At 37.8% G+C, this 17905-nt stretch carries 21 protein-coding genes; 10 read left to right on the top strand and 11 right to left on the bottom strand.

From position 1 onward, the window contains the following. Positions 1-9: 9 nt before the first annotated feature. The 5 genes from MKY20_RS18230 (at position 10) to MKY20_RS18210 (ending at position 5430) form a co-directional block, all read left to right on the top strand. The gene (locus tag MKY20_RS18230; protein WP_251175509.1) at positions 10-1455 is read left to right on the top strand and encodes an alanine/glycine:cation symporter family protein; all 1446 of its coding nucleotides are present in this window, start codon (positions 10-12) and stop codon (positions 1453-1455) included. Positions 1456-1561: 106 nt separating this feature from the next. Further along, the gene (locus MKY20_RS18225; RefSeq protein ID WP_251175508.1) at positions 1562-2323 is read left to right on the top strand and encodes a hypothetical protein; all 762 of its coding nucleotides are present in this window, start codon (positions 1562-1564) and stop codon (positions 2321-2323) included. Between the two features lie 78 nt (positions 2324-2401). Further along, positions 2402-2875 (top strand): staygreen family protein, encoded by a 474-nt coding sequence (locus MKY20_RS18220; RefSeq protein ID WP_019379967.1) that lies wholly within the window; start codon positions 2402-2404, stop codon positions 2873-2875. A 111-nt stretch (positions 2876-2986) separates the two neighbouring features. Further along, positions 2987-3124, top strand: a complete 138-nt coding sequence (locus MKY20_RS18215) for a hypothetical protein (RefSeq protein ID WP_019379966.1) — start codon at positions 2987-2989, stop codon at positions 3122-3124. A 740-nt stretch (positions 3125-3864) separates the two neighbouring features. After that, positions 3865-5430: an alkaline phosphatase family protein gene (locus MKY20_RS18210; protein ID WP_341002271.1), complete on the top strand. Its 1566-nt coding sequence runs from the start codon at positions 3865-3867 to the stop codon at positions 5428-5430. Between the two features lie 93 nt (positions 5431-5523). On the opposite strand, the gene MKY20_RS18205 is transcribed toward MKY20_RS18210, so the two are convergent. Continuing rightward, entirely contained in the window at positions 5524-5751 is a 228-nt protein-coding gene (locus MKY20_RS18205; protein WP_034297074.1) for a hypothetical protein, read from the bottom strand. Positions 5752-5911: 160 nt separating this feature from the next. On the opposite strand from MKY20_RS18205, the gene MKY20_RS18200 reads away from it, so the two are divergent. Beyond that, positions 5912-6544 (top strand): TVP38/TMEM64 family protein, encoded by a 633-nt coding sequence (locus MKY20_RS18200; RefSeq protein ID WP_009334657.1) that lies wholly within the window; start codon positions 5912-5914, stop codon positions 6542-6544. Between the two features lie 70 nt (positions 6545-6614). Here MKY20_RS18200 and MKY20_RS18195 read toward each other — a convergent pair whose 3' ends face one another. The 3 genes from MKY20_RS18195 to MKY20_RS18185 form a co-directional block, all read right to left on the bottom strand. After that, the gene (locus tag MKY20_RS18195) at positions 6615-7016 is read right to left on the bottom strand and encodes a hypothetical protein (protein WP_341002269.1); all 402 of its coding nucleotides are present in this window, start codon (positions 7014-7016) and stop codon (positions 6615-6617) included. Positions 7017-7221: 205 nt separating this feature from the next. Beyond that, positions 7222-8043, bottom strand: coding sequence for a metallophosphoesterase (locus MKY20_RS18190; protein ID WP_009334655.1), 822 nt, complete (start codon positions 8041-8043; stop codon positions 7222-7224). A 77-nt stretch (positions 8044-8120) separates the two neighbouring features. Beyond that, entirely contained in the window at positions 8121-8678 is a 558-nt protein-coding gene (locus MKY20_RS18185) for a YkoP family protein (RefSeq protein WP_009334654.1), read from the bottom strand. A 252-nt stretch (positions 8679-8930) separates the two neighbouring features. Between MKY20_RS18185 and MKY20_RS18180 the strand changes: the two genes are divergently transcribed. The 3 genes from MKY20_RS18180 to MKY20_RS18170 all read left to right on the top strand — a co-directional run bounded on the left by MKY20_RS18180 (position 8931) and on the right by MKY20_RS18170 (position 10287). Continuing rightward, entirely contained in the window at positions 8931-9134 is a 204-nt protein-coding gene (locus MKY20_RS18180; protein WP_009334653.1) for a DUF1657 domain-containing protein, read from the top strand. Between the two features lie 68 nt (positions 9135-9202). Beyond that, positions 9203-9409, top strand: coding sequence for a DUF1657 domain-containing protein (locus MKY20_RS18175; protein WP_009334652.1), 207 nt, complete (start codon positions 9203-9205; stop codon positions 9407-9409). A 20-nt stretch (positions 9410-9429) separates the two neighbouring features. Then, positions 9430-10287, top strand: a complete 858-nt coding sequence (locus MKY20_RS18170) for a DUF421 domain-containing protein (RefSeq protein WP_217034967.1) — start codon at positions 9430-9432, stop codon at positions 10285-10287. Positions 10288-10505: 218 nt separating this feature from the next. Here the strand turns inward: MKY20_RS18170 and MKY20_RS18165 are convergent, their stop codons facing one another. The 3 genes from MKY20_RS18165 to MKY20_RS18155 all read right to left on the bottom strand — a co-directional run bounded on the left by MKY20_RS18165 (position 10506) and on the right by MKY20_RS18155 (position 12821). Next, positions 10506-11870 (bottom strand): amino acid permease, encoded by a 1365-nt coding sequence (locus MKY20_RS18165; RefSeq protein WP_019379959.1) that lies wholly within the window; start codon positions 11868-11870, stop codon positions 10506-10508. A gap of 123 nt (positions 11871-11993) precedes the next feature. Further along, positions 11994-12335, bottom strand: coding sequence for a hypothetical protein (locus MKY20_RS18160; RefSeq protein ID WP_009334648.1), 342 nt, complete (start codon positions 12333-12335; stop codon positions 11994-11996). Positions 12336-12368: 33 nt separating this feature from the next. Continuing rightward, positions 12369-12821 (bottom strand): YndM family protein, encoded by a 453-nt coding sequence (locus MKY20_RS18155; protein ID WP_251175506.1) that lies wholly within the window; start codon positions 12819-12821, stop codon positions 12369-12371. 184 nt (positions 12822-13005) lie between these two features. On the opposite strand from MKY20_RS18155, the gene MKY20_RS18150 reads away from it, so the two are divergent. Continuing rightward, entirely contained in the window at positions 13006-13386 is a 381-nt protein-coding gene (locus tag MKY20_RS18150) for a hypothetical protein (RefSeq protein WP_019379956.1), read from the top strand. A gap of 49 nt (positions 13387-13435) precedes the next feature. On the opposite strand, the gene htpG is transcribed toward MKY20_RS18150, so the two are convergent. The 4 genes from htpG to phnC all read right to left on the bottom strand — a co-directional run bounded on the left by htpG (position 13436) and on the right by phnC (position 17903). Further along, entirely contained in the window at positions 13436-15313 is a 1878-nt protein-coding gene (gene htpG, locus MKY20_RS18145; RefSeq protein WP_251175505.1) for a molecular chaperone HtpG, read from the bottom strand. Positions 15314-15431: 118 nt separating this feature from the next. Further along, positions 15432-16367, bottom strand: a complete 936-nt coding sequence (locus MKY20_RS18140; protein ID WP_251175504.1) for a phosphotransferase — start codon at positions 16365-16367, stop codon at positions 15432-15434. Positions 16368-16479: 112 nt separating this feature from the next. Next, positions 16480-17091, bottom strand: coding sequence for a polysaccharide deacetylase family protein (locus tag MKY20_RS18135; protein WP_019379954.1), 612 nt, complete (start codon positions 17089-17091; stop codon positions 16480-16482). 38 nt (positions 17092-17129) lie between these two features. After that, on the bottom strand, positions 17130-17903 hold the full coding sequence (gene phnC / locus MKY20_RS18130) for a phosphonate ABC transporter ATP-binding protein (protein WP_009334642.1): 774 nt from the start codon (positions 17901-17903) through the stop codon (positions 17130-17132). Between the last annotated feature and the right edge of the window lie 2 nt (positions 17904-17905).

Genomic DNA, 17905 nt, shown 5'->3' with positions numbered 1-17905 from the left:
GGGAAATGAATGAATTTATTTTTAGAAGGTTTAAATTCGGCTGTCGGCTTTCTAAATGATATTGTCTGGACTTATATTTTAATTGCAGTACTTATCATTTTAGGCCTCTATTTCAGTCTAAAAAGCAAATTTGTACAATTCCGTTATTTTGGAGAAATGATTCGGATACTTGGCGATAAAACCATGGTTTCTGCAGAAGGAAAAAGAGGGATTTCATCTTTCCAGGCATTTACAATCAGTGCTGCTTCCAGGATAGGGACCGGCAACATGGCTGGCGTTGCTACAGCAATAGCGGCAGGCGGACCAGGTGCCGTATTTTGGATGTGGGTCATTGCCTTTTTAGGCGCCGCCTCAAGTTTTGTGGAGAGTACTTTAGCACAAATCTATAAGGTCAAAGATAAAGACGGTTTTCGCGGCGGTCCTGCTTATTATATGGAAAAAGGACTTAATAAACGCTGGATGGGCATTTTGTTTGCTGTTATCATCACTTTCTGTTTTGGACTTGTATTCAACTCAGTCCAGTCCAACACCATTTCATTAGCTTTCAATGAAGCATTTGGCACAAGCCGCATGACAATTGGATTGATTCTTGCTGCCTTAACGGCTATTATCATTTTTGGAGGAATTAAGAGAATAGCCTATGTATCACAAGTTATTGTTCCGATTATGGCGGTCATTTACTTAATTGTTGCCATTGTAATAGTAATTATGAATATAACTGAAGTACCAAATCTTATTGCAACGATTGTTAAAGGCGCATTTGGTATGGATCAGGCCTTTGGCGGGGCAATGGGCGCTGCTGTCATGATGGGTATTAAAAGGGGCTTATTCTCCAATGAAGCCGGAATGGGAAGTGCACCCAACGCTGCTGCAACGGCTGCTGTTTCTCACCCTGTTAAACAGGGGTTAATACAAACTTTAGGTGTATTTGTAGATACGATTTTAATTTGTTCTGCGACTGCCTTTATGATTATCCTTTCAGGAGCTTATACATCACCAGATCTTTCAGGTATACAATTAACTCAAACAGCATTGTCATCTCATATTGGCACATGGGCTCCTATTTTTGTGGCTGTGTCAATCTTTCTTTTCGCATTTAGTTCTGTTATCGGCAATTACTATTATGGGGAAACGAACATTGAGTTCATTAAGGAAAGCCCATTGGCAATTTTCATTTATCGTATTAGCGTTATCGGCATGGTCATCTTTGGGGCTTTAGTCGACCTGGCAACAGTTTGGGGCCTTGCAGATTTATTTATGGGCATTATGGCTTTAATAAATCTGGTTGCTATTACCATGCTCGGGAAAATTGCATTCGCTGCACTCAAGGACTATAAGGCACAGAGAAAAGAAGGAAAAGATCCTGTGTTCTATGCTGACTCTATTCCGGGTCTAAAAGGGATTGAATCATGGGAAACCAAGGAAAATGCATTAAAGAAGAAGGCAGCTAAATAATTTATTTCTGCAAAACCTCTTATCCTTAGGATAGGAGGTTTTTTGTGATTTTACATGTTATTTCCATAAATGGGCAAGATAATAAAAAACTAGGGAGGATTAGTAAATGAAAAAAGAATTGCTTTTTGCGTTTGCGGCTTTCTTTTTTATGTCTCTATCCGCCATAACAGGTGTATATGCTGGTGAGGAAGAACAAAGAGCTGTAACGGTGTCAAAAGATAAAGTGGATGTAACAGGTGATAATAAGGCGGATACCGTCTATATTAAGGGTGTTTATTATGAGGAAGGCGCGTCCTTTTTAAAGGAAATATCACTCGAAATAAAGGCTTCAGACGGTAAAATATATAAAGCAGAGCTTGCAGGAGGCTATGAACCTCAAATACAGTTTGAGGATTTAAATCATGATTCCATTAAAGATATGTTTATAAGTATTCCAACAGGGGGAAGCGGCGGTCTGTCGAATTTTTATTTATATACGTTAAAGGACTTCATGTTAACAGAACTGGCAGTTCCAGACCCTTTAGTGATCAATAGCCAATTCGAAAATGGCTACAAAGCCAATATTAGCATTCAAGACACCAAACAATCATATACGTTTGATTTAAGGGACCGGAGCGAGGAATATGAACGGCTTGGTCTGTATTTAAACGGAAAACTAAGTGAACCTACTGAACTAATGGTAAACCCTTATAGCACGCTGAAGATCATCCCTGTTGAAGGACAAAACGGATTATTGGGAGTTCAGAGAATTAGCGGTGCTTATAATGCAGATACAATCGCATTTGTAGAATCTTTCTGGCTGTATGAAGAAGGGAAATGGATGTTAAAAGACACCAAAGTGATGAAAATGAATTCCCGCAAGCGTTAACGATATGGGCATTTGTCACGTTTCTTTCAGCACCCCATATACTGGGCATATGGAAATTTGTATATGGGGGCGCTTATTATGAGTAATTTTAATCCATCTAAGCTGTCGGTTAAATATTTGCCTCCTGCGACGGAATTCAGGCCCGTAGACAGCAGGAAATATACACTTACACACTCAGATGCAACAGGAGAATTATTTTTGGCGATAGGTGAATGCTATGATTTTAATGCAGTCAATCGTAAGTTCCGCGATGAAGCATTTGCTGAATGGATTCCCCAAATGGGGCAGTATGTTCTGAGCGGAAGGGTGTATATCAGCGGCGGAGAATTCGATCAGCAATACGCAAAAATAAGGTTTCTTATCTTCCAAAAAGAATTGGATCTGGCGCTGACAGCGATGGTTTATGGAGATAGATGCTTTTTTACCAATTATCCCTGGCTGCTCGATTCGCCAATCTTTATATATTTTGAATCCGTTTACCCGGAGTTCAGCAAGCTGCTTTATTACGGAACTCCCAGAAAATATTTAAGTGCTGCATTGCAGCCAGTATGAAAAAAATGCGCGTGATGGAACGTGTGTTCCGTTTTGTGAAAAATGGCTCTAAACGCAGCAACAAATGTAAAAGAAGCTGTATTTTATCATAAAAGCAAAGGAGCGATTAGAATGAAGAAAGAACAGGAGAAAACATTTGGATTGAGTTATGAATCGGATGGAGAGATGGGGGAAAAAAACAAAAGCAATATTAAGGATAATAAAGAACAAGATGATATGTTTTTTAATATTACACAGGATAGTGAATAAATTAAATGGATTTAGACATATGGTTTGTATAAAAATGTTATGTAAACTAGATGAAAAAAGTATCAGTTAAGAGGGATCATTGAATATCTTTGAAATATCGTTTTTTAAGAATTGATTGAACAAATATTTATCCATAGCTTCAGCAAGAAAAACATGAATTAGTTCTTTAAAAATAAATTTGAAAATGATTCAATTCAATTTTCGCAGATTAAACCATTTAAGTAATATTTGACTGAAAATTTTCATGTTGTCTCACTATCTTAAGTATACTTAGATAATGAGACAACAATTTCATTTAAACCCGATACTTCCTATAATATATATTATGTAAACTAGAAAAAAATTATTGTCCCACATAAATCTCTCTTAAATCTTTATTGGGCATTACTCTCCTCCATGCTGACAATAAATTCTTGGATCAATCCCAATGTTTTAACCCTTCGATAATGATGGATTTTAAAAAGAATACATTAATTACAAAAAAATAAGCATACTGATAGTAAAGTTTCTGTTGGTATTATAACCAAAAATTTGTGTTTATGTTTTGATAAATAATGGGAATGAAAAATGATTCGATGCTGGTTAGTGATTTCTATACCTTGCCGCCCTCTCCTCTGTTATTTCCTTTTTGTCTCATTATTATTTCTTTGAATAGCAATTGAGAATCAAATGCTCCCGCCTCAATTTATTTATTGCATAAAGTTAAAATAGACTATATTTCAAAGCGCAGGTGAAAATTGTTGATTCGTTTGCTTCCTTGTATAATAGCTATTTCTATTCTCCTATTCGGCTGCGCCAGCAGTGGTCAAAATTCAAATGAACAGGATAAGAAAGCAGCTGCTATTCAAACAGAAAGTCAGTCTTCACCTAAAGTTATACTTCTTGTTATCGATTCGTTGATGGATGAGCCTTTAAAAAAAGCAATACAAGAGAAAAAAGCTCCTGCTCTGGCCTTCTTTTTAAAACACGGACAATATAGTAAAAATGTAGTAAGTTCCTATCCAACCATGTCGGTTACAATCGACAGTTCTTTAATAACTGGTGCTTACCCGGATGAGACTAAGATTCCTGGACTCGTTTGGTTTAATAATGATAAGAAGCAAATCATCACTTATGGAAATGGGCTTTTTGAAATAATGAAAATTGGGGTTTCCCAATTTGCTGAAAGTATCATGCATCAATATAATAATGTTGACCTCAGTCCAAATGTAAGCACCATCCATGAGGATCTGGACAGAATTAAAAAGGAATCAGCATCCATTAACGCATTTATTTATCGGGGAAATTATCATCATACCCTTAAAGTACCCAAGTTGATAACAAAAGTGAGTAATTTACCTGGGGAATACGAAACTGCTGGGCCGAAAATGCTGTCTTTAGGTACATTTATTCAACAGGACAAAAAGAATAATCACATTGTGAATCGTTTAGGACTTAATGATGCCTTCGCGGTTCAAGAATTAAAATACCTTTTGGGAAAAAATATTATCCCTGAATTTACAATCCTGTATATTTCAGGAAATGACTTTACTGTACATAGGAAAGGGCCAAAAACAATAAAAGGAATTGAAAAACTTGATAAGTATCTTCAGGAGGTCTTGAATAGTTTTCCGAAATGGGAGGATGCCCTTAAAAATTATAATTGGGTTATTGTTGGAGACAGTAAACAATCACCTGTCATTGAATCGAAAAAAGAAGCTTTAATCGATTTAAAAGAAATCCTTTCTGAATATAGGATTTTAAAGCTCGGCAAGCCTGCTGGAAAAGAAGATGAAATTGTCATTACAGCAAATGAACGAATGGCTTATGTCTATGAAATTAATGGAAGTATTTCAGTAAAAAACATTGCCGAAAGGTTAAAAAAAGATCAGAGGATTGCCTGGATTGCATGGAAGGAAAAAGAATTAATACATGTGATATCTGGGGATCATGAGGGTTCCTTCGATTTTAATTCAGGTGGAACCTATCGTGATGTTTATAATCAAGCATGGTCTATAAAAGGAAATACCTCCATTCTCGATTTAACCTTAAAGAACAAGAATATTCATTATGGGGATTATCCTGATGGATTAGCAAGGCTATATGGAGCTATGTATTCTCAGGAAGGTGAATTTCTTGTCGTTGACGCAAAACCCGGGTATGAATTCATTGGTGAAAGTTCACCTGAACATTCCGGTGGCGGTGCCCATGGCTCCATGCATAAAGATGATTCACTAATCCCCATCATTGTTACAGGAACCAATAAAAGTATCGAGCACCTGCGGATTGTAGATTTGAAACAATGGATTATGGATTTTTGGAATTGAAAAAACATAAACCTGCTCTCAGCAAATACCTGAGCGAAGGTTTATGTTTAGTTTAAATCACCAGTTATTTTGAATCAGTTCAGTATGCTAAATTTAAAATGATTCATTAACCTCCCAGGATTCCACCAGTTTATATGCTGTTTGCGGATTATAGCCTTTTCCCAGCAAGTACGCAATGGCTGCAACCTCAGTCATTGCATGGGAAACTGAAGTGAATTTTGCTTCTGTTAAGCCATAATTCACAAATGGCTTTACCATCATTAAGGTTTCGTTTTTTATATCTCTGTATGGAATATAGTAACCATAATTCATATAGTGCATTTTTACAGCTGCCTCCCCCATTTTTTACCTTGATGTTATTTTATGTTGGATTCTTCAGAAATGATTTTTGTCCAGGTGAATACATTTCTTTTCAAAAATATAAGCATACTGAAATTAAGGCAGCCGCGAATGATTAGGGATATAGGCAAGGAGCAATTTTATGCGCAGATGGTGGATTGGATTAGCATATGTCATTTTATTGATCGTTGGAATGACCAATAAAGATTACTTATTAGAATGGCTGCGAACAAGTGATCCATCTTGGCTTCCTGCAATGTTTTTACTTTCTGTACTGATTGCGTCTATTCCTTTCTTGCCATTTACTCTTTTTGCAGGAATAATGGGAGTCAAATTTGGTGCGATGGTTGGTCTGCTGATCAATTGGTTTGGCATTCTTTTGACTTCGTTAATTTACTTTTTTTTATCAAGATACTATTTCAGGAATTATTTCACCGCCTACTTGGGAAAGTATAAAGCCATTAATAAATTTCAGTACCTGTTCGAAAATAATGCATTTATGGCAATTTTGTTTGGCCGAATGATTGTTATCATCCCTCCTCAGGTGTTTAATATCTATTGTGGAATAGCAGATATTCCATTTAGGCATTTTTTTATAGCTACTGCAATTGGAATGCTGCCTCCTATGTTTATGCTTGCATATAGCGGCGAGCAATTGTTTTTATCACTTCATAATTTTTTGCTGGGAGTAATTTGGTACCTTCTATTTCTCCTCTGCTTGTTCCTTTGTTATAAATTATGGTTCCATAACAAGCTGGATCAATCAAAAAGATGATCTGATCGAATGCTGAAATAAAAATTATGAAAATAAAAAAAAGCCCACAAAATACGTGGGCTACTATGCGTTATTTGTTGTTTATCGGGTTCTTATTCGATGTTAATTTCTCCGCAAACTCAGTTACCCCCGCCATATTTGGCTTCTGGAAGTTTTTCGTTTGGGCTGTATTATTGAATTTGTTGTTTATCGGGTTCTTATTTGATGTTAATTCCTCTGCAAACTCAGTTAACCCCGCCATATTTGGCTTCTGGAAATTTGTCATTTGGGCTGTATTATTCATTAAATTTTGAAACGGGCGAGCCATATTTCTGCCGCGATTTCTAGTAAAGCCATATGCAGCTGCACTTAAACCCAGGCTAATTAAAGATCCCCACAGCATTCCTCTGTTTCTTCTTTTCTTTTTGCCAAACATATTTAAAAACGGCTGCATTTTGCCCGTATTAAAAATCGCATTTATCCAGTTATTCAAGTTTAAGCACTCCCCTTTAAGTAATAAGAAGGAATCATATGTCTCCTCCCTTATATAATTTTTACTTTTAGGGATTCGAATATGCTGGCAAAAATTTTATTGGGTTTGTAAATAATATTTGTGTATACCTATATAGTACTGATTGTACATGGTTATTATACGCCTAAAACCCTTGCTATTGCAATGGCAAGGGTTTTAGAATGTATTATGATATTTCATGATAAGTGATTTCAGGTCGGCTGCCGATACGGATATTGACCCCTGTCTGGCCTAGTCCCTCACTTATATAAAAAGGTTTTCCGCTATGATAATGAAGGCCTTTCACCATTTTCATCCGGACAAGCCTGCCCATTTTTATCAAATGATATGGCTTTGGCCAATGAATCTGTCCGCCGTGAAAATGCCCTGATAATAAATAATCAAAAGGAACATTTTCCATCTCTAATACAACATTGGGATCATGGGTCAAAACTAGATTACAGCCTTCAATTACTCCTTCATAGGCCTTTTTTACATCACTGTGTCTGGTGCTGTAATTATCAATTCCAATGATGTTTAATTTTTCCCCATTAACCTGTATCGACACATGCTCATTTTGAAGTGTTTTACAGCCATTTTCTTCTAGAGTGTTTTTCAATGTTTCAAAGTTATGACCTTTTAAGACATAATCATGATTGCCAAAGACTGCATAGATGCCATGCTTTGGATTTGTCTTGTTCAGTGCATGGAGATAGCCCGCAAGCTTAGGAATACTTCGTTTGCGGTCAAGAAAATCGCCTGTAAGGGCAATTAGGTCCACTGGTTGCTTTGAGATCATCTCAAATAATTCATCCGGACTGACAGAAATATTTTCGAGGTGCATATCAGATATATGAAGAATTTTTATGTTATCTCCCGAAACTGAGATATTAGGACGGGAAACAGAAATTGAATTTATAGTTACATTCTTAGTGTTTTTATTGGCTTTGTAAATAAGATAACAGAAAACGGTGAACAAGATTAAGGTGAAAAATAATGCCATATTCATATCCCCTCCCTCCTTCAAAGTATAAGGGGATTGAGGGGACAGTCCTAGTGGGAGTTAGAGGAAACAGTCTGCATCATTTATTTATATTTATTAATCAGGTTTTCTTTAGACATCAATAAGTAAACAGTGCGATGCTTTTTTAAATTTGCAGCAGAAATTTTTGAACACGATAAAAAATATATAGGCAATTGAAATGTTTTTTTAAACCAGCAGTATAATTTATTTTTTGGAGATATACATTCAAATCCAAGCGTGCTGAATCCCTTGTTTATAAGGGTGATGCCAATAACCCCTTTTATTTTCGTTTCTTCCGGATGGCTGAGGATAAATGCAGTCAAAAGCGGCATAGATTCCTTAACACGTTTATAGATGGCTCTCCCTTTTAATAACTCATTTTTCATATAGTTAAAATCTTTTAACAGCCTGACATTATGCAGATGGATTTTAAGTAAAAGATCATTTTTTCTTATGATAACTCCGTCAGATAATTGAATGTCATTTCCTTTATATTTTGTCAGCCTTACACGAAAAACTCCTCCCTTTTCCGGATCTGCTGTAAGATGCTGTAGCCGGGTAAAAGGATAATAAAGAGGATCCAGGAATACCCATATTGATAATAAAATATTGCGGAACATGTTTTTTAGGTCTCCTCCTTCCTGCGCTATAGTAAATAGGATGTTAATCTAATGGAAATTTTAATTATGGAAATGAACGGATATAGTGCCTTTTTAAATATGGCAGCTCGCAGCCGGGTCATACAAAGCGAGATCCAGATCACCTTATATGATAAGTTACTGAATTTGGTATGAAGTTTATTACATAAGCATTCAATAAAAAGTAATAATACATTGTGTAGTTTATTTTTCATTTGAAAGAAGGAATTAAATATGACAGTTGGAACTCAAGTAAAGCAAGCAATTGTTGGCTTGAAGAGCGCTCAGGCCAGCTTTGAAACGTTTGCACTTGCTACGGAAAACCAAAATGCTAAACAGCTGTACCAGAATGCCGCACAGCAAACACAATCGATCATTGACAGCCTTGAACCAAGGCTTCAAGAGATTCAGCAAGAGGAACCTCAATATAATCAATAGACATTCAGGCTGGCATATGCCAGCCCTATTACAATTATAAATTTAAATCTTGAAATGGTGTGATCTCAATGACAATTGCTTCGAATGTAAATCAATGTCTTGCAGCAATTCGTTCTATAGAAGCACAGTTATCAAACCTGGCTTTAACCTCAATGGATGAAGAAGCAAAGCGCCTATTCCATGAATCAATGCTGGAAATTAGCGAGATAAAAACTGATCTTGAACACCGAAAAAAGGTTATAGAGTTTGAGGAACCCCAATATAAACCAAATTAACTGAACATGGAGATGAAAATATGCCTGAATGGCTTCTTATTGGTGCACGTTCTATTTTATTCGCAGGTGTTTTATTCGCTATAACCAAACTGATAGGAAAAAAACAAATATCAGAGCTTTCATTTTTTGAATATGTATCAGGAATTACAATCGGAAGTATAGCCGGTGAAATAATTATGGGGCTTGATAACCACTGGGCCAGCGGAATCCTTTCTATTTTGATTTTTGGTCTTGTTACATTATTTGCTGATATTCTTTCGCTTAAGAGTAAAAGCTTCCGTGATTTCTTTGAAGGAAAAGGAACAATCTTTATTAAAGATGGGAAAATATTAGAAGATAATTTAAAAAAAGAAAGATACTCGATTGATGATTTATCCTCCCTGCTTCGCCAAAAAAATGTCTTTAAAACAGCAGATGTGGAGTTTGCTGTTTTAGAGCCGCGCGGAGATCTTAGCATCATGCTGAAGAAAGAAAACCAGCCGCTTACCCCAAAGGATCTTCAATTGAATTTACCTCAGGAAAAAGAGCCGCAAACGGTTATTATGGATGGGAAAATTCTAAACGATCCCCTTGCTGAGTCAGGGAAATCGAGAAAATGGCTTGACATGGAGATAGAAAAACTGGGTTTGACCATTGATAACATTTTTTTGGGTCAAATTGATTCTTATGGAGAACTGACTGTAGATATATTTGATGATTCACTTAAGGTTCCTGCACCACAGCAGCGTCCTCTGCTTATGGCAATGATAAAAAAGTGTGCTGCTGACCTTGAAGTGTTTTCCCTGCAGACTGATTCCAAAAAGGCACAGGAAATGTATGAAAAAAATACTCAAAAGCTGAATCAAATCATACAGAAATTATCCCCATATTTAAAGTAAGCTTGTCCATCAGCAGGACTTCAAAAACATAGTCCGCACTCTCCCTATATTAGAATTCTGCAGTGAATTCCTTTAATCACCCTTTTGGTCCTTGCTGATTTTAAATAAACCGACCGCCTATTTATAGGGCTCCTTAAAAAGGAATAAGAAAAAACTTAATTACAGCGTCTAAAAACTGAACAAACACCAGAATGAAGACTGGTGTTTGTTTTTTATTGTTAACAGCTGCTCCCGCCTTCTTTTTTCCATACTTTTTTTTGCATGATTAAGGCTACAATCGCTATTAATGCCACAAATATTAAACTGACAAAAAATCCAAACCTTATGGACTTTTCAATTAATGTGCCGCTTACCGCAGCCAGGATCAGAAGCAATCCCACCGCAGCCATTATCTTTCCGAACACTTTATTTTCCAAAATCCGAAGAGCTGAAATGATGATGAATGACCAATTGAATAAAATTAATATACCAGCAGCAGTAGTGATATACTCATATATTTTGCCAGGCAGCAATAAGGCGGTTACGATGGATGCAATTAAACCCGCTGTAGCCAGTCCCAGCGAAGGTAAAGGAAGGTCCTTCCACTTCTTTATCTTTTTTGAAAATACCGCTGGAGCATCGCCGTCATCAGCCAACGTAACCAGTAATGCAGTTACTCCAAACAGTGAAGCTGTCATCGTAGAGAAGCCGGCAATAATGATTGCTGCATTAAAAACGTGCGGGAAGAAGGCCAGATTATACTTATCCATTGCAGTTACAAATGGGCTCTCTTTTTCATTAAAAGCACCATGTGAAGCCATATAAACGGCTAAGCCAAGGGAAATGACATAGATGATGACAAGGACGATAAGCATGATGATGCCCGCCTTAGGTGCATCCTCCTTCTTTTTTAATCTTGTTGCCATTAGCCCAATCACTTCAATTCCTCCGTATGCATAGAAAGCATAAATCAACGATGACCAAAAGCCCCTAAAGGCTTCAGGAAACCATTCCCCAGAAGAACCGGGGAATCCGGGATGCCTGGCATCTCCATTAATCACTCCGGACAAAGCAGCTGCTGCGAGGATGATAAACATAATAATGGCTGCTGTTTTAATAACTGCAAACAGGTTTTCCACCTTATCAAAGCCTTTGTTTCCTGTTAATACCACTATAATGGAGAGTATGGCATAACCCGCTGCAAAAACCCAAAGGGGCACATGAGGAAACCAAAATCTTGTCAAAATGGAGAGCGCGGTTAATTGGCTTCCCATGATAAGTATATTTGAGCACCAGTAATTCCAGCCGCAGCTAAAACCTGCCCACTTTCCATAGGCTTTATTGGCGTAATAGCAAAAAGATCCTTCCTGAGGGTCTTCAGCTGTCATTTTAGCCAAAAGGTTATAGACGATATAGGTTCCAAGTGCCGCTAACATAAATGAAAAAACGATGGAAGGTCCGGTGATCTTAATGCCAATGGCTGAACCGAGAAAGAAACCGGTCCCAATGGTACAGCCAACACCAATTAATGATAATTGCCACCATTTTAGGTCACCGGATTCACTTTTTTTTGAGGAATTTCCGCTGGGAAGAAAAAAGTCCATGGTGTACCTCCTGTTTATCTCCTATAGCTGTTAAACGTGCTATTGCTTTCATTCAAATAAATAAGCCGATTCCTTTTGGTGATCGGCTTCCGTTCAAATCTGCAAAGGATGGTGCCAAAGCATTTATTTCTTTTGTTCTGAACTGTCGCTTTTTAATCCTGTAACAGATCTGAATAGCTGTGTGTTCATGCTGCCCTGGACAATATCCTCAAGGAAGAATTGTTCGATTAGCTTTTTATATTCTTCATCTTCAAACATCTTCCTGTTTTGAAGCTCCATTTCAGCAAGACCTTCATATTTGGAAAGAAAAGCATAGGTATGGTCTTGTCCTGAAATGGGCGATAATAGCTCAACCTCATGCTGATAATTCTCGTTTCGGTAGCTTTGGATCATTCTCACGTTTTTTAACGCTTCAACAAAATTGTCCTGCTTCACTTCAAATGTCTGGTAAACGAAAACTGACATAATAATCCCCTTCCCAAGAGTTTTCAGAATGTGTTATTTATCCTCTTCGCTTCTTACATCCGGTCTTACAGGTGTTAAATCCTCGGAAACTTCAGTATTATAGCGAAGGTTTCCTTGGTTAATAGTGCCTTTTTCATTACTTGCTTCTGTCATATTTCTAAGCAAATATAAGTGGAATAGATATTCAAATAATGCGACTCCAAGAGCTGCGGCTATTGACATTGCAATAAGATTATCACCATTGGTTAGAATTGAACTCAAAAACCAAATGAGCAAAAAAGCCAATCCAAAGTCGGCTGCCGTTGCGATCATATTGCTGCTCCTTGGGAGTATCACCATGTCACCAAGGATATAAGCTGTAATGCCCAGAATGGCTGTTATTATAAATACATTTACAAAGCTCATTCCAAAGAATATTCCGAGAATGATATATAAGAGAACAACACTTGCGAGAAATTTTAGAGCCAATGCCTTGAAATGCTGCATAATCTCCCTCCTTTACATTGTTAGTTTGTTTATTAGCACAAAAATTATTCCCATATATAGCTGTACATCAATTTAAGAAAAAGATTCCTTTTATTGATTTAATTTTCTAGTGTGAAGGTGATGGGCAAAGAGAAATAGATCAAAGGGGCAAATGTCCCTGAATAATTATTAGGAGGCTGTTAATATGCATACAACTCAACATGGAGTACAGCAGGCAAATCAAGCCAGGCAGCTAGCTCAGCAGCTGATTCAGCAGACACAGCAAGGAAGCCAGCAATATCGTATGATGATGCTGCAGGAACAGCAGAACATTCAGATGCTTGAGCAGATTCTTCAGCGTGAAAAGCAGGCTGCCCAATTAATTGAACAAAGCCTGCAAAGCCATGACTTAGCCATTCAGCGATGCCAGGAAGTCGTACACATTTGCAATCAAATGCAGGGACAGCTTACTGGGCAAGAAATGGCTGGAGGAAGTCTTTCAGCAATGCAGCAGCCTTTTAATAGCCAGAGCCAATTTCAGACTGGTTCTCAATTCAATTATGCAGGAACTTTCCGCCAGAAATAATTGAGTACAAAAAAACAGCCCGATTGATTCGGGCTGTTAAAACGGTATGTTAAACCATTACTTTGCAAATATCATTCGTAAACTCAACAGGATCACTGATCGGAAGGCCTTCTATCAGCAAAGCCTGGTTATATAGGAGGTTTGTATACAGATTTAATTTTTCTTTATCGTTTTCTAAAGCATTTTTTAAGGCTTGGAAGACTTCATGGTTTGAATTGATTTCCAAAACCTTATTTGCTTTTACGTCTTGATTATCCGGCATGCTGCTAAGGACTTTTTCCATTTCAATGGTAACTTCTCCATCAGCTGTCAAGCAAACCGGGTGGCTTTTAAGCCTTTTGGAAATTCGTACATCCGTCACTTTTCCTGACAAAATTTCTTTCATGCTGCTGAACAATTCCTTATGTTCTTTTTCTTCTGATTCGGATACCTTTTCATCCTCATTCTCTATGCCGAGATCGCCGCTTGATACAGACTTGAATTCCTTGTCTTTATAGGTCATAAGCATCTTAATGGCAAACTCATCAATATCTTCTGTAAAATATAGTATTTCATAACCCTTGTCAGCCAAAAGTTCAGTTTGCGGTAGTTTTTCTATTCTTTCATGTGACTCTCCTGCTGCGTAATAAATATATTTCTGGTCATCCTTCATCCTTGATATATATTCATCAAGTGATGCCAGTTTCTTTTCTTTTGAAGAATAGAACATCAATAAATCCTGGAGCATTTCTTTATGGGTTCCGAAATCGCTGTATACACCATATTTTAATTGTCTTCCAAACGACTTATAAAATTGTTCATATTTTTCCCGCTCATTTTTCATCAGGCTGTGAAGTTCGTTTCTTATCTTTTTGCTGATGTTTTTAGCAATGAGCTTCAGCTGCCGATCATGCTGGAGCATTTCTCTTGAAATGTTAAGTGATAAATCTTCAGAGTCCACCATCCCCTTTACAAAACTGAAATAATCTGGAAGAAGGTCTCCGCACTTATTCATAATTAATACGCCATTTGAATAAAGCTCCAGGCCTTTTTCATATTCCTTTGAATAATAATCAAATGGAATATTCTCAGGAATATATAAAATTGCATTATAGCGGATTGTGCCATCCACATGAATATGGATATGCTTTACCGGCTTGTCAAAGCCATAATGCTTCTCCTGATAAAATTTTTCATAATCTTCGTCTGTCAGTTCACTTTTATTTTTCCGCCAAATCGGAACCATGCTATTGATGGTCTGCTCTTCGGTGCTTTCTTTATATTCATTCTCAGCACCTTCTATTGGTTCTTTGATTTCTGCATCCATCTTAATTGGATAGCGGATGAAGTCTGAGTATTTCTTTATGATCGATTTTAAGCGGTACTCTTCGAGGTATTCATCAAAGCTTTCATCTTCCGTATTTTCTTTTATTTTAAGGATAATATCAGTACCGACTGCCTCTTTTTCACATGGCGTAATCGTATATCCTTCCGCCCCATGTGATTCCCATTTGTAGGCCTGTTCACTGCCAAGGGCTTTGCTGATCACAGTTACAACATCAGCGACCATGAATGCCGCATAAAATCCTACTCCGAATTGGCCAATAATATCATGGCCATCTTTAATCTCCTGTTCTTTCTTAAAAGCGAGAGAACCGCTTTTAGCAATGATGCCAAGGTTATTTTCCAGCTCTTCCTTTGTCATTCCAATGCCAGTATCTTTGATTGTTAATGTTCTGTTTTCCTTATCAGGAACGACCTTTATGTAGTAACTCTCTTTGTCAAACGTTAAGGAATCGTCTGTAAGTGCTTTATAGTAGATCTTATCGATCGCATCGCTGCTGTTGGAAATAAGCTCCCTCAGGAACACCTCTCTTTGAGAGTAAATGGAGTTGATCATCATTTCCAATAATCTCTTGGATTCTGCCTTAAACTGTTTCGTTTCCATGTTAGTCTCTCCCCTTTCAAATTTTCATTACATTAGCACTTAAACCTTAAGAGTGCTAAACAATATTTAAATATCATATTAGTCAATTTGTGTCAATCAGCATGAACTGACTTTCGTTCTAAATGATTTCTTCTGCACATTCAACAAGATTGTGTATTGTCTCTTTTAATTGCCTCGACAGCTGTTCTGGAGTCCATTTCGCTCTCTGATTGTCCAGATCTGATTGTATTAGCATCATCATCCAAACCGAAAAAACAGCTGAAAACACATAATATTCCTGTTTGAACTTCTCCCTGTCTGGAGCAGAAATTTGAATTTCTTTACAATAACAGTCCAGAATCATATTTCGCATAGTATGGTTATTAGGCTTAGGGAAATCCGGATGTGAAATATCGATTAAATGAAACAAATCCCAAAAAGGTGTGTTCATGTGGCAATGTTCCCAGTCCAGAACCACCGTCTTATCGCCCGCATACCCATAATTCCCCTGGTGCAAATCCCCATGGCAAAGAACTCTCACAGTGGAAAAGGGTTTACTGGTAAATGCGCTGAAAATTTTATTGCCTAAACGATCTGAAATATTATGTAACTTGAAAATAGAAAACACTTTCTCTTTGTTCTGCAGGATTTGGTCTGCCATCTCCTCAATAGGCGGTTTAGGACCTTTCAGCTGTGCATGGGAAAACCGCTCAGCGGGCAGAGAGTGCCATTTGGCCATTAATGCAGTTAGTTCCAGTGCAATATTTGAATCAAATGTATGTGTAATGGTGCCAAGGTCTTCTAAAATAATCCAATTATCGCTTAGTTTGTTTTGGACGGAGTACGACAGGATTTTTGGAAACTTTAGCGGGAGTTCTGACAGTACATTTTCAAAAATCCACACTTCTTTTCCCAGCTGAGTATTGTTTGTCAGAGGTTTGAAAATAAAGCTTTTTGACGCATCAATAAAAAAACGCTCGACAAACCGGCCGTTCGCTCCCTGATATAAGTTCTCTCTTCTTAAAATGTAACGGTCATTTAGAGTCCCGTTTTCAGTCACAATATTAGTAAACAAGCTGGAGCTCCCCCTTAATAGGCATCCTATCTCCACAATATATATCAATCTGCTTTAAAAAAATACTGCTTTTTTCACTGCACAAAAAAAGTATCCTGCGCAAGGATACTTTTTAGAGCAAACTGAATTCATAGCCTTTATTTCGGATCTCAGCAATTAAAGCAGGGAGAGCTTCAACAGTCTGGGTTAATTCATGCAAAAGAATGATCGCTCCCTCTTCCAGGTTCTCTATGACGTTTGCGATAATTTGTTCAGGCTGTTCTTTTAGCTCCCAGTCCATTGCCGAGATTCTCCACATGATGGTTGATAGCCCAAGCTGTTTGGCTGCGGCTATAGTGTGTTCATTGTACTGCCCAAATGGGGGCCGAAATAGCTTCACTTCCTGGCCGATGATCGACTCAATCTTAGTTTTGCTGCTGCTGAGATCCTGGACTTGTTCATGTGGACTCAAATTAACATAATTGGAATGCTTTGAAGAGTGGGTACCTATCTGATGACCTTCTTCTATGACTCTTTTCCACGGACGCTGAGGGTATAAAAGCCTGGATTGCCAGAAGAATACAGCTGGAACATTCTCTTTCTTCAAGATATCCAATATTTCCGGAAGAACTCTACCGGGTCCATCATCAAAGGTCAACACCACTGTTTTCTTGGATGCATGGCCCTCATTAAATAGTTTGATATCAGGGTCATTCGAAACGTACACGACGTTCGAGCTATCCACAACTCATGGACAATTGGCCATTTCCTCTGCCTCCTTTTTTAAGTAGAACGGATATATGATTTCTCGCCATAACTTTCTGCATCATATGTAAATACATACATATCGTCTGTAAACTGCTCTGGTTTATCATCAAAAACGACTTCCCCATCTTTTAAAGCGATAATGCGGGTTGCATATCGTTTAGCTAACTGAACATCATGGACATTAATAATGGTTTGAAGCTTATGCCGCTCATGCATCTCCTGAAGCAAGCTGAATATCCGGTCTGAAGTTCCAGGATCCAGGCTTGCAACAGGCTCGTCGCCTAGAAGGAAACTTGGATTTTGAAGGAGAGCCCTTGCAATGCCAACTCTCTGTTTTTGCCCTCCGCTAAGATGCTCGACCCTGCGATCGGCAAAATCGGCTAAGCCCACCTCTGCAATGACTTGTTTAGCCTGTGCCTTTTCTTCATCTGTGAACCATCCAATAAGATTCTTGAAGCTGCTCCTGAAGCCGAACATGCCTGTCAGAACATTTTGCAGTACAGTCAATCGGGGAATTAGATTAAAATGCTGAAAGATCATTCCCATCTCCCTGCGGATTTTTCGAAGCTGTTCATCACTCAGTGCAGAAAAGGATTGGCCATCCCAGATGATTTCCCCGGATGATGGTGTCTGCAAGCCGTTTAAACAGCGGATCAAAGTGGATTTTCCAGCACCGCTTTTACCTAACACACAAACAAAATCACCAGGATGAATGGTCAGGTTTATAGAATTCAGGGCATTATGCTTCATGCCGGGATAACGGACTGTTATATTTCGAATCTCAAGCATTT

This window comes from Cytobacillus sp. FSL W8-0315 (assembly GCF_038002905.1).
Taxonomy (GTDB): Bacteria; Bacillota; Bacilli; order Bacillales; family Cytobacillaceae; genus Cytobacillus; species Cytobacillus pseudoceanisediminis.
The sequence above is the reverse complement of the archived record's forward strand: the minus strand, read 5'-3'. Positions and strand labels throughout refer to the sequence as shown.